At 67.2% G+C, this 21,552-nt stretch carries 22 protein-coding genes and 1 riboswitch; of the genes, 11 read left to right on the forward strand and 11 right to left on the reverse strand.

The genetic code is table 11. The features are described 5' to 3' along the window. Positions 1 to 127: 127 nt before the first annotated feature. Entirely contained in the window at positions 128 to 1,381 is a 1,254-nt protein-coding gene (locus ACN0V4_RS07435; protein ID WP_417674569.1) for a hypothetical protein, read from the forward strand. Between the two features lie 64 nt (positions 1,382 to 1,445). Beyond that, positions 1,446 to 2,957, forward strand: a complete 1,512-nt coding sequence (gatB, locus tag ACN0V4_RS07440) for an Asp-tRNA(Asn)/Glu-tRNA(Gln) amidotransferase subunit GatB (protein WP_417674571.1) — start codon at positions 1,446 to 1,448, stop codon at positions 2,955 to 2,957. 108 nt (positions 2,958 to 3,065) lie between these two features. On the opposite strand, the gene ACN0V4_RS07445 is transcribed toward gatB, so the two are convergent. From ACN0V4_RS07445 to metZ, 5 genes are all read right to left on the reverse strand, one after another. After that, positions 3,066 to 4,514: a TrkH family potassium uptake protein gene (locus tag ACN0V4_RS07445; RefSeq protein ID WP_417674573.1), complete on the reverse strand. Its 1,449-nt coding sequence runs from the start codon at positions 4,512 to 4,514 to the stop codon at positions 3,066 to 3,068. A gap of 82 nt (positions 4,515 to 4,596) precedes the next feature. Further along, the gene (locus ACN0V4_RS07450; protein ID WP_417674575.1) at positions 4,597 to 5,331 is read right to left on the reverse strand and encodes a hypothetical protein; all 735 of its coding nucleotides are present in this window, start codon (positions 5,329 to 5,331) and stop codon (positions 4,597 to 4,599) included. After that, the gene (locus ACN0V4_RS07455) at positions 5,328 to 5,558 is read right to left on the reverse strand and encodes a hypothetical protein (protein WP_417674577.1); all 231 of its coding nucleotides are present in this window, start codon (positions 5,556 to 5,558) and stop codon (positions 5,328 to 5,330) included. Before ACN0V4_RS07455 ends, ACN0V4_RS07450 begins: the two co-directional genes overlap by 4 nt. A 293-nt stretch (positions 5,559 to 5,851) precedes the next feature. After that, positions 5,852 to 6,955 (reverse strand): GTP cyclohydrolase FolE2, encoded by a 1,104-nt coding sequence (folE2, locus tag ACN0V4_RS07460; RefSeq protein WP_417674579.1) that lies wholly within the window; start codon positions 6,953 to 6,955, stop codon positions 5,852 to 5,854. A gap of 126 nt (positions 6,956 to 7,081) precedes the next feature. Further along, on the reverse strand, positions 7,082 to 8,269 hold the full coding sequence (gene metZ, locus ACN0V4_RS07465; protein ID WP_417674581.1) for an O-succinylhomoserine sulfhydrylase: 1,188 nt from the start codon (positions 8,267 to 8,269) through the stop codon (positions 7,082 to 7,084). A gap of 66 nt (positions 8,270 to 8,335) precedes the next feature. Next, positions 8,336 to 8,412, reverse strand: a riboswitch (SAM riboswitch). Positions 8,413 to 8,548: 136 nt separating this feature from the next. Here metZ and ACN0V4_RS07470 point away from each other — a divergent pair. Beyond that, a complete protein-coding gene (locus ACN0V4_RS07470) occupies positions 8,549 to 9,484 on the forward strand; it encodes an alpha/beta hydrolase (RefSeq protein ID WP_417674583.1) in 936 nt (311 codons plus the stop codon). 23 nt (positions 9,485 to 9,507) lie between these two features. Continuing rightward, positions 9,508 to 10,209, forward strand: coding sequence for a glutathione S-transferase N-terminal domain-containing protein (locus tag ACN0V4_RS07475; protein ID WP_417674585.1), 702 nt, complete (start codon positions 9,508 to 9,510; stop codon positions 10,207 to 10,209). A gap of 135 nt (positions 10,210 to 10,344) precedes the next feature. Here the strand turns inward: ACN0V4_RS07475 and ACN0V4_RS07480 are convergent, their stop codons facing one another. Next, positions 10,345 to 10,857: a peptidoglycan-binding domain-containing protein gene (locus ACN0V4_RS07480; RefSeq protein WP_417674587.1), complete on the reverse strand. Its 513-nt coding sequence runs from the start codon at positions 10,855 to 10,857 to the stop codon at positions 10,345 to 10,347. A gap of 203 nt (positions 10,858 to 11,060) precedes the next feature. On the opposite strand from ACN0V4_RS07480, the gene ACN0V4_RS07485 reads away from it, so the two are divergent. Both ACN0V4_RS07485 and ACN0V4_RS07490 read left to right on the forward strand, forming a co-directional pair. Next, entirely contained in the window at positions 11,061 to 11,384 is a 324-nt protein-coding gene (locus ACN0V4_RS07485; RefSeq protein ID WP_417674589.1) for a 2Fe-2S iron-sulfur cluster-binding protein, read from the forward strand. Next, the gene (locus ACN0V4_RS07490; RefSeq protein ID WP_417674591.1) at positions 11,384 to 12,130 is read left to right on the forward strand and encodes an FG-GAP repeat domain-containing protein; all 747 of its coding nucleotides are present in this window, start codon (positions 11,384 to 11,386) and stop codon (positions 12,128 to 12,130) included. The genes ACN0V4_RS07485 and ACN0V4_RS07490 overlap by 1 nt, the downstream gene beginning before the upstream one ends. Here the strand turns inward: ACN0V4_RS07490 and ACN0V4_RS07495 are convergent. The 3 genes from ACN0V4_RS07495 to purD form a co-directional block, all read right to left on the reverse strand. After that, positions 12,127 to 12,588: a GNAT family N-acetyltransferase gene (locus ACN0V4_RS07495; RefSeq protein ID WP_417674593.1), complete on the reverse strand. Its 462-nt coding sequence runs from the start codon at positions 12,586 to 12,588 to the stop codon at positions 12,127 to 12,129. The genes ACN0V4_RS07490 and ACN0V4_RS07495 overlap by 4 nt on opposite strands. A 1-nt stretch (position 12,589) precedes the next feature. Continuing rightward, positions 12,590 to 13,195, reverse strand: coding sequence for a LuxR C-terminal-related transcriptional regulator (locus ACN0V4_RS07500; protein ID WP_417674595.1), 606 nt, complete (start codon positions 13,193 to 13,195; stop codon positions 12,590 to 12,592). A 161-nt stretch (positions 13,196 to 13,356) separates the two neighbouring features. Further along, positions 13,357 to 14,628, reverse strand: a complete 1,272-nt coding sequence (gene purD / locus ACN0V4_RS07505) for a phosphoribosylamine--glycine ligase (RefSeq protein ID WP_417674597.1) — start codon at positions 14,626 to 14,628, stop codon at positions 13,357 to 13,359. A gap of 87 nt (positions 14,629 to 14,715) precedes the next feature. Between purD and xseA the strand changes: the two genes are divergently transcribed. After that, a complete protein-coding gene (gene xseA / locus ACN0V4_RS07510) occupies positions 14,716 to 16,206 on the forward strand; it encodes an exodeoxyribonuclease VII large subunit (protein WP_417674599.1) in 1,491 nt (496 codons plus the stop codon). A gap of 160 nt (positions 16,207 to 16,366) precedes the next feature. Here xseA and ACN0V4_RS07515 read toward each other — a convergent pair whose 3' ends face one another. Both ACN0V4_RS07515 and ACN0V4_RS07520 read right to left on the reverse strand, forming a co-directional pair. Further along, positions 16,367 to 16,762: a hypothetical protein gene (locus ACN0V4_RS07515; protein WP_417674601.1), complete on the reverse strand. Its 396-nt coding sequence runs from the start codon at positions 16,760 to 16,762 to the stop codon at positions 16,367 to 16,369. Positions 16,763 to 16,805: 43 nt separating this feature from the next. Continuing rightward, a complete protein-coding gene (locus tag ACN0V4_RS07520) occupies positions 16,806 to 17,849 on the reverse strand; it encodes an alkane 1-monooxygenase (protein WP_417674603.1) in 1,044 nt (347 codons plus the stop codon). 117 nt (positions 17,850 to 17,966) lie between these two features. Between ACN0V4_RS07520 and ACN0V4_RS07525 the strand changes: the two genes are divergently transcribed. From ACN0V4_RS07525 to ACN0V4_RS07540, 4 genes are all read left to right on the forward strand, one after another. Next, positions 17,967 to 18,599 carry a lysoplasmalogenase gene (locus ACN0V4_RS07525; protein ID WP_417674605.1) on the forward strand — a complete coding sequence of 211 codons (633 nt, stop codon included), beginning with the start codon at positions 17,967 to 17,969 and terminating at the stop codon, positions 18,597 to 18,599. 66 nt (positions 18,600 to 18,665) lie between these two features. Next, the gene (gene ftsY / locus ACN0V4_RS07530) at positions 18,666 to 19,862 is read left to right on the forward strand and encodes a signal recognition particle-docking protein FtsY (RefSeq protein WP_417674607.1); all 1,197 of its coding nucleotides are present in this window, start codon (positions 18,666 to 18,668) and stop codon (positions 19,860 to 19,862) included. A gap of 90 nt (positions 19,863 to 19,952) precedes the next feature. Next, on the forward strand, positions 19,953 to 20,855 hold the full coding sequence (locus ACN0V4_RS07535; RefSeq protein ID WP_417674609.1) for an EamA family transporter: 903 nt from the start codon (positions 19,953 to 19,955) through the stop codon (positions 20,853 to 20,855). A 22-nt stretch (positions 20,856 to 20,877) separates the two neighbouring features. After that, on the forward strand, positions 20,878 to 21,492 hold the full coding sequence (locus tag ACN0V4_RS07540) for an inner membrane-spanning protein YciB (RefSeq protein ID WP_417674611.1): 615 nt from the start codon (positions 20,878 to 20,880) through the stop codon (positions 21,490 to 21,492). Positions 21,493 to 21,552 lie beyond the last annotated feature (60 nt).

The following is a 21,552-nucleotide window of genomic DNA, read 5'->3' on the forward strand; positions in this document are numbered from 1 at the left end:
GGGACGGTAAACAATGCCGCCCAAAAACCGCAAAGCCTGGCCGGAAAGACCGCAGAGCCGCCCCATTTGCGCCCCAATGGCGCATCAGGTTCGCATCTATTCCGAAGACTTTCTGCCCGGACCAAAAATGCTCAATACCCCCCGCCGCGCCCTCGGCGCGCTGCCATCCAAACTCTTTGGCCAGACCATGGCCCGCCTCCGGCAGGGCCTCGCGCCCCAGGCCGCCGCGGTGCCCGAGGATCTGCTCGACATCCCGGTGCGCGATCTCAGCCCCGAGGATGAGGCCGCCCGCGACAGTCGCGACCAAGGCCTGTTCCTCGCCCGTCAGGACCGGTGGGAGGAACTGGCCCAGGCGCTGCGCGCGGTGGACCAGGCCCGCGCCCTGACCCCCGGCGGCACGCCCTTGGCCGATCACCTGTCCTATGGCGCGCGGTCCGACGTGGTGCTGGCGGTCGAAGAGGCGCTGGCCGACGGCAAGGGTCGCAAGACGAACGATCGCGCCCTGCTCGACGGCATCATGGCGCTCGAGGCGATGCGGCAGGACCATCGTCACGATCCCTATGTCAACCTGGTGCTGGCGCAGGCCCATATCGACATCGGCTGGGCCTGGCGCGGCACCGGCGAGCCGCAGGCGCTGCCCAAGTTGAACCGCCACCGCTGCGCCGCCCATTTCGATCGCGCCGCCCATCTGCTGGCCCCCTTCACCGCCGAGACCGAGACCAGCCCGGCGCTGGCCGCTGCGCGCTGCGCGCTGCTGGCCGCCCGCCATGGCCGCACCGGCGAGATCGCCGATGCCTATGCGGCGCTGATCAACCTCGACCCGCGCAACGCCCAGCCGTTCCGCGCCCTGGGGTTGCATCTGCTGCCCAGCCGCGCCGGCTCCTATGGCGAACTTGAATTGGAGGCCCGCCGCACCGCCGCGCGCAGCCAGCCGACCTGGGGCGCTGGCGGCTATGCCTGGGTCATGTTCGATGCCATCGCCCGGGATCCGCAGGCGCTGACGCAGGTCGATACGGATTTCTTCATCGACGGGTTGCAGGATATCGTCACCCGCCGCCCCGATCAGGCGATGATCAACCTGCTGGCCGCCTATTGCGCCGTCACCCTGCGCCGCGATGACGGCGGCGCGCCGCGCAGGCGCATCGCCGCCTGCGCCTCTTGGCTGATCCGCGACCACCTGAGCGAATTGCACCCGCTGGTCTGGGCCCATGCGGCGCAGGGCTTTGACAACAACGCCCGCGTCGGCTCTCCCCGCCGGTTCGCCGCCCGTGGCCAGGCCGATGCGCTGCGCGCCATCGCCGAGCAATTCCGCGACGATCTCGATCACGGGCTGCGCATCACCTTCACCCCCGAAGGGCCGATCATCGCCCCCGGCGCCTGAAGCCCTTGCTCCGCCCGGCGCTCTGCCCTAGAACGCAAGCCGGTATTCTGCGGAGACGAGGCACATGCTGGATCTGACATTCGAGACCCCCAAGCCCAAGGTGATCGCCGGGGCGAAATACGATTGGGAGCTGGTGATCGGGATGGAAATCCACGCCCAGGTCAGCTCCAAGTCGAAACTCTTCTCCGGCGCCTCCACCCAATTCGGGGCGGAGCCGAACTCGAACGTCTCCTTCGTCGATGCGGCGATGCCCGGCATGCTGCCGGTGATCAACGAATTCTGTGTCGAACAGGCGGTGCGCACCGGGCTGGGCCTGAAGGCCGAGATCAACCTGATGAGCGCGTTTGACCGCAAGAACTATTTCTATCCCGACTTGCCGCAGGGCTATCAGATCAGCCAGCTCTATCACCCGATCGTGGGCGAAGGCGAAGTCATCGTCGACATGGGCCCGGGCATCGCCCGCAAGGTCCGGATCGAACGCATCCACCTGGAACAGGACGCCGGCAAGTCGATCCACGACATGGATCCGAACATGTCCTTCGTCGACCTCAACCGCACCGGCGTCGCGCTGATGGAAATCGTCTCGCGCCCGGATATCCGTGGCCCCGAGGAAGCGGCGGCCTATGTCGGCAAGCTGCGCCAGATCCTGCGCTATCTCGGCACCTGCGACGGCAACATGCAGAACGGCAACCTGCGCGCCGACGTCAACGTCTCGGTCTGCCGGCCGGGCGATTACGAGCGCTATCAGGAGACCCAGGATTTCAGCCACCTCGGCACCCGCTGCGAGATCAAGAACATGAACTCCATGCGGTTCATCCAGGCGGCGATCGAATATGAGGCGCGGCGCCAGATCAAGATCCTCGAAGAGGGTGGCAAGGTCGATCAGGAAACCCGGCTCTACGATCCGGACAAGAACGAGACCCGCTCGATGCGGTCGAAGGAAGAGGCGCATGATTACCGCTACTTCCCCGATCCCGACCTGCTGCCGCTGGAAATCGAACAGGCCTGGGTCGACGACATCAAGGCCTCGCTTCCCGAACTGCCGGATGCGCGCAAGGCCCGTTACATGGCTGACTTCGGCCTGACCGATTACGACGCCTCGGTGCTCACCGCCGAGGTCGAGACCGCCGCCTATTTCGAAGCGGTCGCCGAGGGCCGCGATGGCAAGATGGCGGCGAACTGGGTGATCAACGAACTGTTCGGCCGGCTGAAGAAAGACGACCACGACATCACCACCAGCCCGGTCACCCCGGCGCAGCTGGGCGGCATCGTCGATCTGATCGCCAAGGGCGACATCTCGGGCAAGATCGCCAAGGATCTGTTCGAGATCGTCTATACCGAAGGCGGCGATCCGGCGGCGATCGTCGAGGCGCGCGGCATGAAGCAGGTGACCGACACCGGCGCCATCGAGGCGGCGGTGGACGAGGTGATCGCGGCCAACCCGGCGCAGGTCGAAAAGGCGCAGGCCAACCCGAAACTCGCCGGCTGGTTCGTCGGCCAGGTGATGAAGGTCACCGGCGGCAAGGCCAACCCGAAGGCGGTCAACGACATCGTTCTGGCAAAACTGGGGCTGTAAACGGCCCCCTTTCACTTTGGACAGTGAAACCCCGAAGCCCCGGCCGCCGCGCCGGGGCTTTTTCATGTGCCGGGGGCGCCTCTGCCCCCTGCCCGCCTCCAGCGCCGCTCAGGCGCGCCAGAAGCGCAGCGTCAGCACCGTATAGACCACCATCAGCTCCAGCCGGCCGACGAACATGGCAGCCGCCAGAATCCATTTCGCCGGATCGTTCAGCCCCGCGAAATTCCCCGCCGGCCCGATCTTGTCGCCCAGCCCCGGGCCGATATTGGCCAGCGCCGTCGCCGCCCCCGTGATCGAAGTGGTCATGTCGAGCCCGGTCAGCGACAGCGCCCAGGCGAACATCCCCAGCGAGACCACGAAGAACATGAAGAAGGAGATCACCGAGCTGAGCACATCCGCCCCGACGGCACGGCCCTGGAACCGCGGCGTGAAAATGCCATGCGGCTGGCGGATCCGGCGGATCTGCACCGCGATCGAGGAAAACAGGATCTGATAGCGGAAGATCTTGACCGAACAGGCGGTCGAGCCGGCGCAGCCGCCGATCAGCCCGATGAAGAAGAACAGCATGATCAGGAAGCTGCCCCAGGTCATGTAATCGACGCTGGCGTATCCGGTGCCCGAGATGATCGAGGTGATGTTAAAGAGCGCCTCGCGAAAGGCCTGCTCCCAATGGTGCGGGAAGATCGAGGTCAGCACCAGCGTGGTGACCAGCACGAGAACGCCGATGATCGCCAGAAAGGTCCAGATCTGGCTGTCGCGGAACAGCGGCTTGGCGTCCCCGTGCAGAAGCTGGACATAGCGCACGAAGGGCAGCGCCGCGAGGATCATGAAGACCGAGGCGACATATTCCGCCGGGCCGGAAAAATTGGCGAAGGAATTGTCGTAATTGGCAAACCCGCCGGTGGAACAGGTGGTCAGCGCATGCGACAGCGCATCGAAGAACGACATGCCAAGCCCCAGATAGGCCAGCATGCAGGCCACCGTCAGCCCGATGTAGATGGTTGATATCTGACCCGCGATCGCCGTGGCGCGCGGCAGGATTTTCCCCATCGTGTCAAAGGCTTCGGACTGGAAGATCTGCATCCCCCCGACCCTGAGCTCAGGCAGGAAGACCATCGCCACCACGATGATACCTATGCCGCCCAGCCATTGCAGGATCGCCCGCCACAAGAGGATCCCCTTGGGCAGGTTCTCAAGCCCGGTGATCACGGTGGAGCCGGTGGTGGTCATCCCCGACATCGCCTCGAAGAAGGCATCGACAAAGCGCAGCTCGGTCTCGCCCAGGATGAAGGGGATCGCGCCGAACAGTGGCAGCGCCACCCAGACGCCCGAGGCCAGCAGGAAGGTCTGCTGAATCGTCAGCCCCTGGCCCACGCCGTTCATGCAGCTCAGCGCGATACCGCCGCCGATCAGCACGGTCAAAAGCCCGCTTTGGAAAAACACGTGCCATTCGCCACGCCCCTCGGCGAGATCGGCGATCATGGGCAGCATCATGGTGGCGCCCAGAATGGTCACCAGCAGGCCGATCACATATCCAACAGGGCGCAGATCAAACATGAGGCGCACCGTTGGCGGCAGCGGCCGGAAGTGTCAAGCGCGGCCCGACCCGCCAAAGGGCCGGGACCGCATCGCGGGCAGATTACTCCTCCGCCTCCGGCATCACCGGCGGTTTCGCCGGAGCGCGCGGGCTGCGGCGCGGCGCGGCAGCAGCGGGCTTGCCAGCCGTCTCGGGCGCGGCGGCGGGCTTGGCCACCGCAGGCTTGGACGCGGCGGCTTTCGCCACCGTCGAACCGGCCGGGGCGGTCCGGGCCGCAGCGGGCTTGCGCGCCGGGGCCTTCTTGACCGGTGCCGCCGGTTGGGCGGCAGCGGCAGGCTTGGGCGCCGGGTCTGCCGCGGGTTCGACGACTTCGGTGACGGCGGCGACCTCGGCAACCACAGGGGCCTCAGCAACCGGGGCCTCGGCGGCGGGGGTCTCGGCAACCGGGGTCACGGTGGCGGGCGTCTCGGTGACGGGAGTTTCGGCGGGCGCCGGGACGACGGCCACCTCAACCGCCACGGCCTCGATCACCTCGCCTTTCGGAGCCGGCGTCTCGGCGGCGGCCGCCTTCGTGGCCTTGGCCGGCTGGCTCTGCGCCGCCTTGACGCCGGGGGTGGCGAAGGAGAAGCCGGCGACAAAGCCAAAGGGGCTTACCGGAAGTTCGGGCAAATCCGGCGACAGCGCGGCAACGGATTGCAGCATCCGGGCCTGAATCTCTGGGATTTGCAGGGCCGATCGGGTCATGCTCTGGATCAGCTTCATCTGGGTGCTGATCGCGTAGCCCGCCATCCGGCAGGCGGCCGCGTGAACCTGAAGCGGAATGGGTTTCGGGGTCATGGTGCTGTCGCTCCGTTCTGGGATTGCAGATCATCCTTCCGGCCGAAGACCGCGATGCCCAGCATCACCGGCCCCCGCCGCACCAGCCTTTCGCGGTTCTCCCGCGCGCGGGCTGAGATCGGTCCGACCACTGCCAGCATGACCTGATCGGGGCCCTGCCCCTCCCAGGCCGTCAGAACGCCGGCCACGAAACCTTCGGTGAACGCAGGCACCTTTTCCCGGATCATGTCTTGGGATTCCCCTGGCGGCACCGACCAGATGCCGGACAACCCCAACAGACGCATGGCAACAACGCATTGCGCATCTTCGGCAAGCACCGCGACTCGCCACCACAGGCGGGTCATTTCATTGGCACAATCAAGGACGGGCAACATCACAGTGACCTCCGGGTCGGCGCCCGCACCGGCGGCGCAGGCGTGGTCAAAGAGACCATAGCGGATTCTCCAGTCGGGCGCAGCAAAAAATGCTGCACCGCGGCGAAATTGCGGCAGGCGTCACGCGAAAGCCTCATCCAGCCTCATCAACCGGCATGCACCAACGTGGAAAACAGTTTCGGATCAATGCTTTCCGCGGCAAAGGTCTCCCCTTCCACCAACAGGCTAACGGCATCGTGGCTGTGCAGGCTTTCTTGATGGCTGGCGACGACGCGGAAATCTCCGATCCGTTGGTCGGCCTGCAATTCGGCACAGAACAGCCGAACCGCATCCTCGACGAAGATCGGATTGGCGGCATTGAGTTCGGCAAAGGCCTGCTCGTCCTCGCGCTTGACCATCACCTGCGTCTCGGTCGGCACCGCCCGGCGGCAGGCCTCGATCAAATCCTCGAACCACAGGCAATCGCCGGTGCAATCCAGCTCGACCGAAATCCGCGCTACCGAGCGCTGCGAATGCGGCGTCGCCAGCTGGCCCCGCTGCGACCGGGCATGTTCGCTCAGCTCCAGCGAACAGGGGCAGGTCGAGGAATAGACGTAATCGAGGTGCATGATCTTCTTGCGCACCCCGGCGCGTTCGACCAGCTCCAGCGCGATGTCGTAATACTGATATCCCGACAGGCCCGACCGCAGGCTTTCCACCCGCATCGGGAAGGAAAACCGCATCTGGATGCGAGCGTCGAAGCTGTCCAGATCCGATTTGTAATCGTCGAGCGCCGCCTCGATCACCTCGAAGCTGAAGGTGCGTTCCGCATGGGTGTAGAAGGAGCGCATGATGCGGGACATGTTGATGCCCTTTTTCTCCGCATCAAGGCTCACGGTGCCGGTCACGCTGGTTTCCAGCGTCAGATCGCCGTTGTCGCGGGTATGAAAGCGGATCGGCAGGCGGAAATTGGAAATCCCCACATGCTGGATCTGCTGCTTTGCCCCCTTGATCAGGCTGGACGGTCCGTTCTGCAGATCGGGCAGCGTCGCCTTATAGCTGTCGTCGACGATGAAGCCTTCGGGGTAAACCCGGGACAGATCAGGATAATTCGTCAGCGCATGATCCGGCAGCAGACGGGCGATGGCAGGATCAAGCTCGGCCACTTCGGTCGGCGTCGCGGTCTTCGCCCAGGCGCGCAAAAGCTCCAGCGCGGCGGTGGCCTCGTCGCGGTCGGGGGCATGGTCGAGCTTGGACATATGTAGATTCATCGCCGTTTCCTTCGCAGCGGATCATCACGACCCGCCCGCTTAAACCTAGGGGCGCGGGCGCGGAAATCAAATCCTAAAGCTCCGCGCCCCGAAGGTACAGCCGCTGGCCTCCACCCCCGAAGGGGATCAGAGCGCCGCGTCGAGCGCCTGCAGGATATCGGCGGTCAGATCCGCGCCATCCTCGATCCCAAGCGAGATGCGGATCAGCCCGGGGGTGATCCCCAGCGTCGCCTTCTGTTCATCGCTCAGCCGCTGGTGGGTGGTGGTCGCCGGATGGGTGACGATGGTCTTGGCGTCACCGAGGTTGTTCGAGATCAGCGCCACCTGCAGCGCGTTCAGAAAGCGGAAAGCCGCCTCTTTCCCGCCCTTGACGTCAATCGCCACCATGGTGCCGCCGGATCCGCCCATCTGCGCCATCGCCAGATCGTGCTGCGGATGGCTTTCCAACCCCGGGTAAAGCACCCGACCCAGCGCCGGATGCCCCTCGATCGCGGCGGCGACGGCGGCGGCATTAGCGGCCTGCGCCCGCACCCGCAGATCCAGCGTCTCCAGCCCCTTCAGCAAGACCCAGGCCGTGAACGGGCTCATCGCCGCGCCGGTATGCTTCATGTAAGTTTCGATCTTGCCTCGGATCAGCTCTTTGGAGCCGAGGATCACGCCGCCCAGGGTACGCCCCTGCCCGTCGATATGCTTGGTCGCCGAATAGACCACCAGATCGGCGCCCTGTGCCACGGCCTCGGAGAAGACCGGCGTCGCGAACACGTTGTCGACCACCACCAGCGCGCCGGCCGCATGGGCCAGATCGGCCACCGCCTTGAGGTCGGTCACCTCCAGCGTCGGGTTCGACACGGTCTCAAAGAACACCAGCTTGGTATCGGGGCGGATGGCGGCCCGCCACTGATCCAGATCGGTGCCATCGACAAAGGTGACCTCGACGCCGTAGCGGCCCAGAACCTCCTCAAGCACGTAGATGCAGGAACCGAACAGCGCCCGGGCAGAGACCACATGATCCCCCGCCTTCAGCAGCGCCGTCAGCGCGCCCGACACCGCCGCCATGCCCGAGGCACAGGCGAAAGCGTCTTCCGCCCCCTCGATCTGGGCGATGCGATCCTCGAACATGCGCACCGTGGGGTTGCCGTAACGGGCATAGATGAACTCATCCTCTCCCGCCTCGATGAACCGCGCTTCCGCCGCCTCGGCCGTCTCATAGACGAAGCCCTGGGTCAGAAAGATCGCCTCGCTCATTTCACCATACTGGCTGCGGCGGGTGCCGCCGTGTACGGCCTTGGTGCGTGATTTCCAGTTGTCGCTCATGTCCCTATCTCCCGGCCCTCGTGTTCCAGAAGGCACAAAAAAACCCCGATCGCGGCCAAGCGAAAGGGGTCTTTCATCCTGACCTTTTAGCGGAGTGTTTAACGTGGCCCGCAATCCGGTAACAAATCGCCACGATTCAATGATGTGCTTCGGCACATACGCCCATGCCCCGCAGAGGTCAAGCGCGGCGCCTTCACGAAGCTGTAACCGATCCGTCACCACCATGTCACGGCCCGGAGTCATAGGCCGAACAGCGAAACGGGCATGGGGCTCAGGGCCATGGCGATTGTCAGGATCAACGCGATCGGGGAAACTCCGCTGCTGCACGGCGGCGCCAGCCCGGCAGAGCCGGCGCTCAGACGGGCCGATACCGGCGATGGCCCGGCCATCGTGATGATCCACGGGTTCAAATACCTGCCCGGCCATCGGATGCACTGCCCGCACCGACATATCCTGTCGCTGCACCCTGAGGAGCTGCCCTGGCGCTCGCCCTCCTGGCCGCGGCAGTTGGGGTTCGGCACCGGGTTGCAGGACGAAGGCCTGGCGGTGGCCTTCGGCTGGCAGGCGCGTGGTGGGCTGCGCGCCGCGCAACGCCGCGCCGGTCAGGCCGGCCGCGCCCTGGCTGAGGTGGTCACCACCCTGCGGGCGACCCGCCCCGAGCGGCCGGTCCACGTCGTCGCCCATTCGCTCGGCACCGAGGTGGCGCTCGAGGCGCTCGCCCATCTGCCGGCCGGCGCCATCGGCCGGGTGATCTCGCTCACCGGGGCCTGCTATCGCTCGCGGACCGAGGCGGCGCTGCGCACCGAGGCCGGCCGCGCGGCGGAATTTCTCAACATCAGCAGCCGCGAAAATGACCCCTTCGACTTTCTCTTCGAACGGCTGATCACGCCGCCCTGCCCCGGCGATCGCGCGCTCGGCCACGGGATCGAGGCGCCCAATGCGGTGACCCTGCAGCTTGATTGCCCCGGCACGCTGGCCCATCTCGACCGGCTCGGCGCCGCCATCGGCGCCCCCGAGCACCGTATCTGCCACTGGTCGAGCTACATGCGCCCGGGCGTGCTGCAATTCTACAAGGAGCTGCTGCGCCGCCCCGACAGCCTGCCGCTCAGCCTGCTGCGCCTCGGCCTGCCCGCGCGGCCGGCGCGACGCTGGTCGCGGCTGATCGCCCCGCCCAGCCTGTCGCTGCCCTTGCCCTTTGCGCAGAAAGCCTCATGATCCTGCCCAAACGGGAGGAAGAGATGACAAATCCGATCGCACTGTATTTCTGGCCCACGCCCAACGGCTGGAAGATCTCCATCGCGCTGGAGGAGATGGGGCTGCCCTATGAGCTGCATCTGGTCGATATCACCGCCGGCGATCAGTTCGCCCCCGAGTTCCTGAAGATATCGCCCAACAACCGGATGCCGGCGATCACCGATCCCGACGGGCCGGATCATGCGCCGGTGTCGATCTTCGAATCCGGCGCCATCCTGCAGTATCTCGCCCGCAAGACCGGGCGCTTCTGCGGCGCCACCGAACGCGAACGGCTCGCCGTCGAGCAATGGCTGATGTGGCAGATGGGAGGCCTTGGCCCGATGGCAGGCCAGGCGCATCACTTCCTGCATTACGCCCCGGCGATGCAGCCGCCGCAGGACATCCCCTATGCCAAGAACCGCTATCGCGCCGAGGTTGCGCGGCTTTATGGCGTGCTCGACCGGCAACTGGCCCGACATGCCTATGTGGCGGGAGATTTCTTCTCGATCGCCGACATGGCGATCTGGCCCTGGGCGCATCTGTGGGAACGCCAGGAGCAAACGCTTGAGGACAAGCCGCATCTGGCGCGCTGGCTGGAGACCGTCGGCAGCCGCCCCGGTGTCCAGCGCGGCCGCGCCCTGGCGGCGGAAAAGCGCGGTGAGATCGCCGGCAACGCCCAGGCGCAATCGGTGCTCTTCACCCGCTGACGATGCGCCCGGCCCCGCCTGCGCGAGCCTCCGGCGGACCTGTCAGCGCGAAGAAGAGGCCCGAAAGCGCGCGCGCCCAGCCGCCTCTTCTCTGCAAGGATGCTCGAAGGGCTGCGCTAGCCACCCACGCCGGCGTCAGCCCTTTTTCAATGCGATCGCCACCAGCCCCAGCTTGCGCGCGGTCTCGAGCGTGAGGATGCCGGTGTCTAGGCCCAGAGGCTTCTGATAGCGCCGCACCGCCGCCTCGGTCCGGCTGTCCATCCGCCCGGTCACCGGCCCGTGATAGAGATTGCGAACGGCGAGCGCGCGTTGCAGGCTGGCGACGAACTCCTCGGTCAAGACCTCGTCGCAGGGGCGTTCGAACCAGGTCTCCACCCGTTCGCGCACGATCCGCTGCACCGTCTCGGTCTTGTAGACCGCCGGGCGTAGGACGCTGCCGTCCTCGTTCAGCTTGGCGGGCCGCGCCACCACCTGCTCGGTCACCGTCTCGATCACCGCGGGGCTGACGTATTTGCCCCAGCAGGTGCCGGGGGCGGCCCCCGGAGGCGCCTCCTCGCTGCGGCGGCTGACCTCGGGCGCACCGCCCGGCGCGCAGGCCGCAACGGCGATGAGCGCCAGGGCGCTCAGAACCAGGGATATCGTTCTCATACTCGTGCCTCAGATGGGGCGGTGACCGCCTTTGGCCGCATCCTAGCCCACATCCCGGCGCCGGCAAAGCCATCTGCCGCCTCAGGCGCGTGCAGCCGGGGCAACAGCCCGCGACGAAGCGGTCTTTGCACAGCAATGGGACTGGAAACCAAGCCCGGCCTTGTCTAAGGACGAAACCAGCAAGCCAGAAGGAACCTCCCTCCATGCCCAAGATCACCTATATCGAGCATAACGGAACCGAACATGTGGTCGACGTGCCCCTTGGCCTGACCGTGATGGAAGGCGCCCGCGACAACAACATTCCCGGCATCGAAGCCGATTGCGGCGGCGCCTGCGCCTGTTCCACCTGCCACGTCTATATCGACCCCGCCTGGGTCGACAAGCTGCCGCCGAAGGAAGACATGGAAGAGGACATGCTGGACTTTGCCTTCGCCCCCGATCCGGCACGCTCGCGCCTGACCTGCCAGATCAAGGTGACGCCCGAGCTGGAAGGGTTGATCGTGCAGATGCCCGAAAAGCAGATCTGATGATCCGGGCCGCGCGGATCGTCGCGGCCTGTCTTGCCCTCTGCCCCGCCATGGCGCTGGCAGAGGGATGCGGCTCCGGCCCGATCGGTGCCGCCTATGCCTCCCCCACCGACCGCTATCCGCATGGCGCCCTCGGCGATCCGCTGGAATGGGGGCGGCTCACCGTCACCCTGCCCGCCTGCGTCGACCGCCCCGCGATGATCTCGGTCGATCTGCCGCGCGAGCTTGTCTTCGAGGATGAGGCGCCGCGATTGCACGATGTCGACGGCGATGGGCTGGCCGAGGTGATCGTGGTTGAATCGCACCGCGATCTGGGATCGCGGCTGGTCGTCTGGCATCTGCAGGGCGCCCGGCTCACGCGGCTGGCGGCGACCCCCTTCATCGGCCAGGCCAACCGCTGGCTGGCGCCCCTGGGCGCCGCCGATCTGGATGGCGACGGCCGCGTCGAACTGGCCTATATCGACCGCCCGCATCTGGCCAAGACATTGCGCCTGTGGCGGCTCGAGAATGGCGCGCTGGTCCCCGTCGCCTCCGCCCCCGGGCTGACCAACCATCATTTCGGCGAGGCGCGGATTTCCGGCGGCATCCGGGATTGCGGCCAAGGCGCCGAGATCGTGACCGCCAATGCCGATTGGTCGCGGCTGATGGCGGGCCGGCTGGTCGACGGCAGGATCGAAAGCCGCGAGATCGGGCACGATACCGGCCCCGAAGGCTTTGCCGCCGCGCTGGCCTGCACGCTGCGCTAGGCCGGGCGCCGCATGGTGATCGAGGTCGGCCGGTCATAGCCCTCATGCGCGCTGCGACCGGTTTCGGCAAAACCGAGGCGCGCGAAGGCGGCCTGGTTTTCGACCAGCTCCACCCGCACCTGCAACTCCACCTGCGGCAGGCCCAACGCGCGGGCGCGGCTCACCGCCAGATCGACCAGCCGCCGCGCAAGACCCGCCCGGCGCAGCCGCCCGTTCACCGCCAGCTTGCCGAGATAGAGGCAATCGGGTTTCGGCGTCAGCACCACGCAGGCCGCGACCGGGTCGCCCAGCGCCCAGACCTCGGCCTGGCCCGCCTGCCGCTCCATCTCCTCCAGCGTCAGCCGATGCATCGAGCTGGGCGGGTCGATCCGCCCGTCCATGAAGGCAAAGCTGTCGCGGATCAGCCGCAGCACCTCGGCCAGCCGGGGGTCACCCGGCAGCAGACGATAGGCGTCCATCTCAGGCCCCCACCACGTGATCGCCGCCGATATCGCCCAGCGACTGGAACAGCCCGGCGGTATTGCTGGCGCCGAATTTCTTCAAAAGCCGGGCGCGGTGCACCTCGACCGTGCGATAGCTCAGCTCCAGCGTGCGGGCGATCTCCTTGCTGGTCTTGCCCTCGCCCAGCAGCGCGAAGACCTCGCGCTCGCGCCGGGTCAACGGCTGATAGGGGCGGGTGTCGGAAAGATCGGCGAAACTCCAGACCGCGCGGCCGAGTGGTGCATCCGGGGTGAAGGTATAGCCGCGCACCCGGCACCAGAAGAGTTCACCGCCCTTGCGCATCATCACCCGCTCGTCCCAATAGCGGCCCCGCTCCTGCAGATCGCGCACACCGCGATTGCGGATGTTCACGAATTCCTCCTCGCTGGGATAGAGGATGGCGAAGGTGCTGTCGCGCAAATCGTCGCGGCCATAGTCGAACATCGCCGCGAAGGCGAGGTTGCAGTCGCGGATCACCCGATTCTCGGTCACCACCAGACCCACCGGCGCATGGGTAAAGGCCAGCTCGGTCAGCTCCCGGCGGGCAAACAGATTGTCCAGCACCTCTTCGGTCAACGCGGTCATCTGCTCTCCCTCTTGCCCCCTCACGCTAGCCGGGCGGCCCCGCGCTTGCAATCGTCACGCCACCGGGCGCGCCGCAGGCTCAGAGCCGGCCGCCCCCTTCGACCTGGATCCAAATATCCCGGGGGACGGCCGCAGGCCGGGGGGCAGCGCCCCCTGCGCGCTCAACTCTCTCCCAGCGCGCGCCAGCCGATGTCGCGGCGATAGAAGCCTTCGGGCCAGTCGATCGCCTCGGCCATGGCATAGGCGCGGTCGCGCGCCTCGGCCAGCGTCTTGCCCCGCGCGGTGGCATTCAGCACCCGGCCGCCATTGGCCAGGATCTTGCCGTCCTTCTCCACCGTGCCGGCGTGGAAGCAGATTTCCTCGCTGGTCTCCGGCAGGGTGTCGAGGCCGCAAATCTCGGTCCCCTTCTGATAGGCGCCGGGATAGCCCCTGGCGGCCAGAACCACGGTGATCGCGTGATCATCGGCCCAGTTCACCTTGGCGCCGGCAAGCCGGCCTTCGGCCGCGGCATGCATCAGATCCATCGCCTGGGCACCCAGCCGCATCATCAGCACCTGGCATTCCGGGTCGCCGAAGCGGGCATTGTATTCCACCAGCCGCGGCTGGCCGTCCTTGATCATCAACCCGACATAGAGAACGCCCTGATAGGGCGTGCCGCGCCGGGCCATCTCGGCCATGGTCGGGCGGACGATCTGATCCAGCGCCTTCTGCGTCACCGCATCGGTCATCACCGGGGCGGGCGAATAGGCGCCCATGCCGCCGGTATTGGGGCCGGTGTCGCCCTCGCCCACGCGCTTGTGGTCCTGCGCGGTGCCGATCGGCAGCACGGTTTCGCCGTCGCAGAGCACGAAGAACGACGCCTCCTCGCCCTCCATGAATTCCTCGATCACCACCTCGGCGCCGGCGGCGCCGAATTCACCGCCGAACATGTCGTCGATGGCGGCCAGCGCGGTGTCGACATCCATCGCCACGATCACCCCCTTGCCGGCGGCCAGCCCATCGGCCTTGACCACGATGGGGGCGCCTTGGGCCCGGATATACTCCTTGGCCGGCGCGGCTTCGGTGAAGCGGGCATAGCCGGCCGTGGGCGCGCCCGCGGCATCGCAGATTTCCTTGGTGAAGCCCTTCGAGGCCTCGAGCCGCGCCGCCGCCTTACTGGGTCCGAAGACCAGAACACCGGCATCGCGCAGCCGATCGGCCACCCCGGCGGCCAGCGGCGCCTCGGGACCCACGATCACGAAGTCGATGGCATTGCCCTCGACGAATTCGACCACATCGGCGCCATTCTCGATATCCAGGCTGGCGCAATCGGCGATCTTGGCGATCCCCGCATTGCCCGGCGCCACGATCAGCCGGTCGCACTTGGGGTTCTGCAACACCGCCCAGGCCAGCGCATGTTCACGCCCGCCGCCGCCGAGGATAAGGATGTTCATGGGGCTTTCATCTCCGATCTGCTTGGCCTTGCCTGCGGCGCGTTCTATTCTGGGCGGCGCGCCAGAACAAGGAACAAGGTGATCCCAATGTCCGACCTTATCGACGATCCGCTTCCCGGTCAGAACCTGCCGGAGTTCAGCGTTTCCGAGATCTCGGGCGAGATCAAACGCACGCTGGAGGGCGCCTTTGGTCGTATCCGGGTCAAGGGCGAGGTCGGCCGCGTGTTCAAGGCGCGCTCGGGACATCTCTATTTCGACATCAAGGACGATCGCAACGTGCTGTCCTGCACCACCTGGAAGGGCCAGGTCGCAGGCCTCAGCGTTGTCCCCGAGGAGGGGATGGAGGTCGTCATCACCGGCCGGCTCACCGCCTTCGGGGCACAGTCGAAATACAACCTCAATGTCGATGACGTCGCCGTCGCCGGGCAAGGCGCGCTGATGGCGCTCCTGGAGAAACGCAAGAAACAACTCGCCGCCGAGGGGCTCTTCGCGCCCGAGCGCAAGCAACCCCTGCCCTATCTGCCGCGCATCATCGGCGTCGTCACCTCGCCCTCGGGCGCGGTGATCCGCGACATCCTGCACCGGCTGCGCGACCGCTTCCCGCGCAAGGTGCTGATCTGGCCGGTCGCCGTCCAGGGCGCCACTTGCGCCGCGGAGGTCGCCCGCGCCATCGAGGGCTTCAACCGCCTCACCCCGGGCGGCGCCCTGCCGCGTCCCGATCTGATCATCGTCGCCCGCGGCGGCGGTTCGGTCGAGGATCTCTGGGGCTTCAACGAGGAGATCGTCGCCCGCGCCGCCGCCGCCTCCGACATCCCGCTGATCTCCGCCGTGGGCCACGAGACCGACACCACGCTGATCGACTATGTCGCCGACATGCGGGCACCGACGCCGACGGCGGCCGCCGAACTCGCCGTGCCGGTGCGGCTGGATCTGATGGCCTGGACCGATGGCATGGGCGCGCGGCTTTCCCGCGCCGCGACGCTCGGGATCACGCAACGGCGCCAGCGGCTCAATGATCTCTCCCGCGCGCTGCCGCGGGGCGAGGCGCTGCTCGAGGCGCCGCGCCAAAGGCTCGACTGGATCTCCGACCGGCTGCCGCAGGCGCTGACCCACGGGGTGCAGCGCCGCCGCATCGCCCTGTCCGAGGTGGCCGGCGGGCTGCGCCCCTCGGCCCTGCGCGCGCTGGTGGCGCGCCGGCGCGACCGGCTGGCGGCGGCCCGGCTCAGCCTGACACCGCTGCGCCGCGAGATCGCCCAGGGGGCCGAACGGCTCACCCGGCTGTCACAACGGCTCGACGCGGCGCAGCTCCAGCGCCTCGACCGGCTGCGCCGACAGTTGGAGGCGACCGATCGGCTGCGCGAGACGCTCTCCTACAAGGCGACGCTCGAGCGCGGCTATGCGGTGGTGCGCGCCGGCGATCAGGTGGTGACCACGGCCCAGGCCGCTGCCAAGGCCACCACGCTCGAGATCGAATTCCGCGACGGCCGCATCCTGGCGGCCCCCACCGAAACGCCGCCAAGCCCGCCGCGCAAGGCCGCCAAGCCCAAGCGACCACCGGAACAGGGCTCGCTGTTCTGAACGGGCGCTCCCCGGCCCGCCGCGCGCGTATTCGGATACAGAAGACGCCGCAGCGGCGCCCGGGTCTCGAACCCCGCGCCCGGCGTGGGCTCGCGCCTTTTTCTAGCTGAAAATATCCCGGGGGCAGGCCGCAGGCCGTAGGGGGCAGCGCCCCCTCCCCTCAGACCCCGACCTTGGGGCCGAGACAGACCATCGCCTGGCCGCTATCCTCGGCCTCGTAAAGCTCGGTCGCCTGCGGGTCGTTCTCGAAGCGCGCGATCAACCCGTTCGAGCCCTTGGAGAAGCTCCAGCACTGCGGATCCTGGCGATCCTCATAGACAAAACAGATCTGCCCCGCCTGCTCGTACCACTGGCCATAGCGGCAATTGCCGTCAAGGAATGACCAGATCACCTTGCGCCCCTCGAGATAGCGTTCGACGCCATAGGCCTGCCCGCCCTGGCCATAGAACAACGTCTTGCCCCGGGTGTAGGCATCGAAAGCCTCGGCCGAGAGGCTTTCCTGCGCCACGACCGGCGCGGCGGCGAGACAGAGGGGAATCAGGAATGACAACCGCATGGGGCGACTGTGGCAGATCCCCGGGGCGGTTGCCAACGGGGGATCAGCGCCGCCGGCTCCCGCCCGGCGGAGGGGCGCCGGCGGCCCAGGCGCGGGCGCGGGCGTCCATCACCCGCCGCCAGAGCGGCGGCACCAGCGCGATCGCCGCCATCGCCGGCATTGGATGCGGCAGCACCGGCATGGTCGCGCGATCAAGCCGCAGCGCCGGATAGGCCCGGCCGGGGTTCTGATGGTGGTCGGAATGGCGCGGCGCATTCAGCATCAGCGCCGAGGAATACCACTCGGCCCCATTCCAGGAATGCTGCGGTCCTGCCGGTTCCGCCTTGCCCTCCGGACCATCTCGCCGCCTCAGCCCATAGTGTTGCACGTAGTCGGCCAGCAGAAGCTGCATCTGCGCATAGGCGCAAAGCGCCACATAGATCCCGAGCCCCCGCGCCCCCGCCAGCGCCCAGGCCAGGAGCAGCCCCAGCAGCGCGCCGCCGACATAAACCACATAGGGATGCAGACCGCCGCGCCCGGCGCGCCGGCGGGCTGCCGTCTCGGCCTGAAACCCGGCCATGAAGGAGCCGACCCAGGCGCGCGGCCAGAACCGATAGAATCCCTCACCGGGACGTGCTGAATTGGGATCGCGCGGGGTGGCCACATGGACATGATGCACCTTCGGATGCGCCGAGGCATGATGGCCGAAGAGGATCGAGATATAGACCGCCACCCCCAGCCGGCGCAGCCAGCGGTTGCCGCGGTGGATCAGCTCATGCGCATTGGGATGCGACACCTGCCCCAGGAACATCCCCAGCGCCAGCCCGGTCATGCCGCGCGCCCAGCCGCCCAGCCAGGGGGCAGCCGCGATCGCCCAGACCCCCAGGGGCAGCAGCAGGAAATTCAGCCCTCCCAGCAGCACCGACAGGCCATTCGCCGCGCGCTCCGCCCCTTGGATATCCGGCAGCGCCTCGGGGCCGAGCCGATCCGCCAGCGCCACGAAGACCGTCATGTAGAGCAGCGCCAGCGCCGGCCAGACCCCGCCAAGAAGACAGGCGAGGGTGATCAGCCCGACAGGGGTCAGCGTGGCGACATAGAAACGCAGCATGCAAGGGCTCTCCGATCCACCCGCCCGCCGGACGGTCTGGTGCCAGTCTCCGACGCTGGCGCGAGACTGTCAAATGGGCGATGCTGGCGGTGATCCGATCCCGCAGGCCAACCCGCGATGCCCGTTCTCCTCCTTGCCGCGCTGCTCTGCGCGCTGGCCTATCTGGGGCTTACCACCCGGCCAGCGGGCTGGCTGCGCTCCACCCTCAAGACCGCCGCCGTGGCGCTGCTGGCACTCTTCGCCCTGCAGGCGGGGGCGCCGGTGCTGCTGGTGCTGGCGCTTGGCCTCTGCGCGGCTGGGGATTACGCGCTCTCGCGCCCGGGAGAGCGCGCCTTTCTCGCCGGTGCCCTGGCCTTCGGTGCCGGCCATCTGAGCTATATCGCGCTTTTCCTCTCCGCCCCCGCCGCCGATCCCGCCCGGCTGAGCGATCCCATCCGGCTGGGCGCGCTGATCGGGCTGATCGGTCTCGGCGCCCTCATGCTCCGCCTGGTGGTGCCGCGCGCCGGACGGCTGAAGGGCGCGGCCCTGGCCTATACGCCGGTGATCCTGACGATGGCCGCCGCCGCGCTCACCCTGCCCGGTGCGGTTCCTCTCGCCGCCCTGGCTTTCCTGATCTCCGATATCATCCTGGCCGCCGATGTCTTCCTGATGCGCCCCGGGCAGAGCCGCCGCCGCTGGGCCCCCTATGCGATCTGGCCGCTCTACTGGGGCGCTCAGGCGGGGTTTCTGGACGCTTTCCTTTCCGGCTGAGCCCCGTCCCCTTTGCAACCCCGGCCAATCCGCATTAGGTGAAGGGAACACTGCGCGGAGATCACGATGGCGTTTTTCTCGAAACTCAAGGACCGGCTGTTCAAATCCTCGTCCAAGCTCGAACAGGGGCTTGAGGCCATCGTCGAGGACGGCGGCGAGGAGGAGCTGGTTGCCGACCAGCCCGAGGAGCAGCCAGCACCCGCCCCGGAGCCTGTGCCTGAACCCGCCCCGGCGGAAGAGGAGCCCGCCCCGGCGGAGCAGCCCGAGCCGATGCCGTTCGAGGAGCCGGCCCCGGCCGATGTCCCGGCGGAAATCCCCGCCGAGCTTCCCTCGGAAATTCCCATGGCCCCCCCCAGTGACACCGCCGCCACGCCCGGCTTTCTCGGCCGGTTGCTGGGCCGCGGCGCCCCCAGACACGGCGTCACCCGTCGGGTGCTCGACGACGAGATGCTCGAACAGCTCGAAGAGCTGCTGATCGCCTCGGACATGGGAGTGGACACCGCGCTCAGGATCACCGCCAACCTGGCCGAGGGCCGCTATGGCAAGAAGGTCTCGACCGAGGAGATCAAGGAACTCTTGGCGGCGGAAATCGCCCGCATCATGGAGCCGGTCGCCCGGCCGCTGCCGATCTATGCCAAACGGCCGCAGGTGGTGCTGGTGGTGGGCGTCAACGGGTCCGGCAAGACCACGACCATCGGCAAGCTCGCCAGCCAGTTCAAGGCCGCCGGCAAATCCGTCGTTATCGCCGCCGGCGACACCTTTCGCGCCGCGGCCGTCGAACAGCTCCAGGTCTGGGGCGATCGCGCCGGGGTGCCGGTGCTGACGGCGCCCGAAGGCTCCGACCCCGCCTCGCTCGCCTTCGACGCGATGACCAAGGCGCAGGAAGATGGCGCCGATCTTTTGCTGATCGACACCGCCGGCCGGCTGCAGAACCGTACCGACCTAATGGAGGAGCTGGCCAAGATCGTCCGCGTCATCCGCAAGAAGGACGAGACCGCGCCGCACAACACCCTTCTGGTGCTTGACGCCACCACCGGCCAGAACGCACTGAGCCAGGTGGAGATCTTCAAGAAGATCTCCGACGTCTCGGGCCTGGTGATGACGAAACTCGACGGCACCGCCAAGGGTGGCGTGCTGGTGGCGCTGGCCGACAAGTTCGGCCTGCCGATCCATGCCATCGGGGTGGGCGAACAGATCGACGATCTCGCCCCCTTCGACCCCGAGGATTTCGCCGCCGCCCTTACCGGGCTCGACCGTGGCTGAGCCGCCACTGTTTCATCTGCACCGAAATACCCGCATGTCCCGCCCTCGCCACCGTCCCGCCCACCGCCGTCCTGATCGGGCCCTCGGCGCATGAGCGATTATCTCCTCTCTCTTGAAGGCACCGAGGCCGGTCATACCGCCGCGCTCTTCCTCGCCATTCTCGCCGCCGTCCTGCATGCGGTCTTCGGCGCCTTGCAGAAGGGGCGGCACGATCCCTGGCTCAGCCGGGGCGCGATCGACGGGGCCTACTTCATCATGGCGCTGCCCTTCGCGCTCTTCGTGGTGCCCTGGCCCGAACCGCATATGTGGCCGATCTTCGCCGGCGCCTGGGCGATCCATGTGGGCTATAAGCTGTTGCAGGCGCTGGCCTATACCAAGGGCGCCTATACCGTGGTCTATCCGGTGGTGCGCGGCACCGGGCCGCTCTTTGCGGTGATCGGCGCCGGGGTGATCTTCGGCGAACATTTCACCGTGGTGCAATGGCTGGGGGTTGCGGTGCTGCTGGCCGGCATCTTCGGGCTGGCGGTCTATAACCTGATGTTCCTGACCACCGCGCGGGACACTCTGGTGCCGGCGCTGCTGCTGGCGGTGGCGACCGGGCTTTTCGTCGCGCTCTATACCACCTACGACGCCTACGGCATCCGTTCCACCACCGATCCCTTCACCTTCCTGGCCTGGTTCTTCACCTTTGACGGCATCGTGATGCCGGTGATCGCCGCGCTGCGCTACAAGTCGATGACCGACCGGCCGGCGCTGGGGCCGCTGGCGATCCGGGGTTTTTCCGGCGGCGTGGTGGCCTTCTTCAGCTTCGGCGCCATCATGCTGGCCACCCGACTCGACAAGGTGGGCCAGGCGGCGGTCCTGCGCGAAACCTCCACCGTCTTCGCGGCGCTGATCGGCTGGTTGGTGCTGAAGGAGACCGTCGGCCCCCGCCGCATCGCGCTGATGGCTTTGATCGCGCTCGGCGCGGTGATAGTGGAATTGGGCGGCTGAGACGCGAAAGGCAGCAAGACAGATGAGCGACCAGAAAAAAGACGTGAACCCGATCCTGCGCCAGGTGCTGGAGCTGGGGCCGACCCTGATCTTCTTCCTGCTCTACATGAAGCTCAAGGAACAGAGTTTCACCATCGGCGGCACCGAATATTCCGGCTTCATCATCGCCACCGTGCTGTTCGTGCCGGTGCTGCTGATCTCGATCGGCCTGCTGTGGAAGCTGACCGGCCAGCTCAGCCGGCTGCAGATCTTCACCGCCTTCGTGGTGATCTTCTTCGGCGCGCTCACCGCCTGGTTCAACGACGAACGCTTCTTCAAGATGAAGACCACCATCGTCTATGGCCTGTTCGCCGCCATCCTCGGCGCCGGGCTGTTGCAGGGGCGATCCTATCTCGCCTATGTGCTGCACGAGATGATGCCGATGCAGGAAACCGGCTGGATGATCCTGACCCGCCGGCTGTGCTTCGGCTTCGCGGCGCTGGCGGTCGCCAACGAGGTGGTCTGGCGCACGCTGTCGACCGATCTCTGGGTCAAGATCGAGACCTTCGGTTTTCCGATCCTGCTGTTTCTCTATCTCTGGTGGCAGGTGATGGCGCTGCAGAAGTACCTGATCGACCCCGCCGACCGCGATCTTTGATGTCGCACGGGCCGGTCCGGGCTTGCCCCCGTGGCGCGGTTTGCTAGCTTGCCGGGGACA

Source organism: Pseudodonghicola sp. (assembly GCF_048268305.1).
Taxonomy (GTDB): domain Bacteria; phylum Pseudomonadota; class Alphaproteobacteria; order Rhodobacterales; family Rhodobacteraceae; genus Pseudodonghicola.

Bases quoted from the DNA above. Each gene is read 5' to 3' on its own strand.
- ACN0V4_RS07450 (WP_417674575.1), bottom strand. From the start codon at position 5,331: ATGACCCCGAAACCCATTCCGCTTCAGGTTCACGCGGCCGCCTGCCGG.
- xseA (WP_417674599.1), top strand. From the start codon at position 14,716: ATGTCCGACCTTATCGACGATCCGCTTCCCGGTCAGAACCTGCCGGAG.
- ACN0V4_RS07525 (WP_417674605.1), top strand. From the start codon at position 17,967: ATGCCCGTTCTCCTCCTTGCCGCGCTGCTCTGCGCGCTGGCCTATCTG.
- ACN0V4_RS07490 (WP_417674591.1), top strand. From the start codon at position 11,384: ATGATCCGGGCCGCGCGGATCGTCGCGGCCTGTCTTGCCCTCTGCCCC.
- folE2 (WP_417674579.1), bottom strand. From the start codon at position 6,955: ATGAATCTACATATGTCCAAGCTCGACCATGCCCCCGACCGCGACGAG.
- gatB (WP_417674571.1), top strand. From the start codon at position 1,446: ATGCTGGATCTGACATTCGAGACCCCCAAGCCCAAGGTGATCGCCGGG.
- ACN0V4_RS07515 (WP_417674601.1), bottom strand. From the start codon at position 16,762: ATGCGGTTGTCATTCCTGATTCCCCTCTGTCTCGCCGCCGCGCCGGTC.
- ACN0V4_RS07520 (WP_417674603.1), bottom strand. From the start codon at position 17,849: ATGCTGCGTTTCTATGTCGCCACGCTGACCCCTGTCGGGCTGATCACC.
- ftsY (WP_417674607.1), top strand. From the start codon at position 18,666: ATGGCGTTTTTCTCGAAACTCAAGGACCGGCTGTTCAAATCCTCGTCC.
- ACN0V4_RS07495 (WP_417674593.1), bottom strand. From the start codon at position 12,588: ATGGACGCCTATCGTCTGCTGCCGGGTGACCCCCGGCTGGCCGAGGTG.
- ACN0V4_RS07540 (WP_417674611.1), top strand. From the start codon at position 20,878: ATGAGCGACCAGAAAAAAGACGTGAACCCGATCCTGCGCCAGGTGCTG.
- ACN0V4_RS07435 (WP_417674569.1), top strand. From the start codon at position 128: ATGCTCAATACCCCCCGCCGCGCCCTCGGCGCGCTGCCATCCAAACTC.
- ACN0V4_RS07475 (WP_417674585.1), top strand. From the start codon at position 9,508: ATGACAAATCCGATCGCACTGTATTTCTGGCCCACGCCCAACGGCTGG.
- purD (WP_417674597.1), bottom strand. From the start codon at position 14,628: ATGAACATCCTTATCCTCGGCGGCGGCGGGCGTGAACATGCGCTGGCC.
- ACN0V4_RS07470 (WP_417674583.1), top strand. From the start codon at position 8,549: ATGGCGATTGTCAGGATCAACGCGATCGGGGAAACTCCGCTGCTGCAC.
- ACN0V4_RS07535 (WP_417674609.1), top strand. From the start codon at position 19,953: ATGAGCGATTATCTCCTCTCTCTTGAAGGCACCGAGGCCGGTCATACC.
- ACN0V4_RS07485 (WP_417674589.1), top strand. From the start codon at position 11,061: ATGCCCAAGATCACCTATATCGAGCATAACGGAACCGAACATGTGGTC.
- metZ (WP_417674581.1), bottom strand. From the start codon at position 8,269: ATGAGCGACAACTGGAAATCACGCACCAAGGCCGTACACGGCGGCACC.
- ACN0V4_RS07480 (WP_417674587.1), bottom strand. From the start codon at position 10,857: ATGAGAACGATATCCCTGGTTCTGAGCGCCCTGGCGCTCATCGCCGTT.
- ACN0V4_RS07455 (WP_417674577.1), bottom strand. From the start codon at position 5,558: ATGATCCGGGAAAAGGTGCCTGCGTTCACCGAAGGTTTCGTGGCCGGC.
- ACN0V4_RS07500 (WP_417674595.1), bottom strand. From the start codon at position 13,195: ATGACCGCGTTGACCGAAGAGGTGCTGGACAATCTGTTTGCCCGCCGG.
- ACN0V4_RS07445 (WP_417674573.1), bottom strand. From the start codon at position 4,514: ATGTTTGATCTGCGCCCTGTTGGATATGTGATCGGCCTGCTGGTGACC.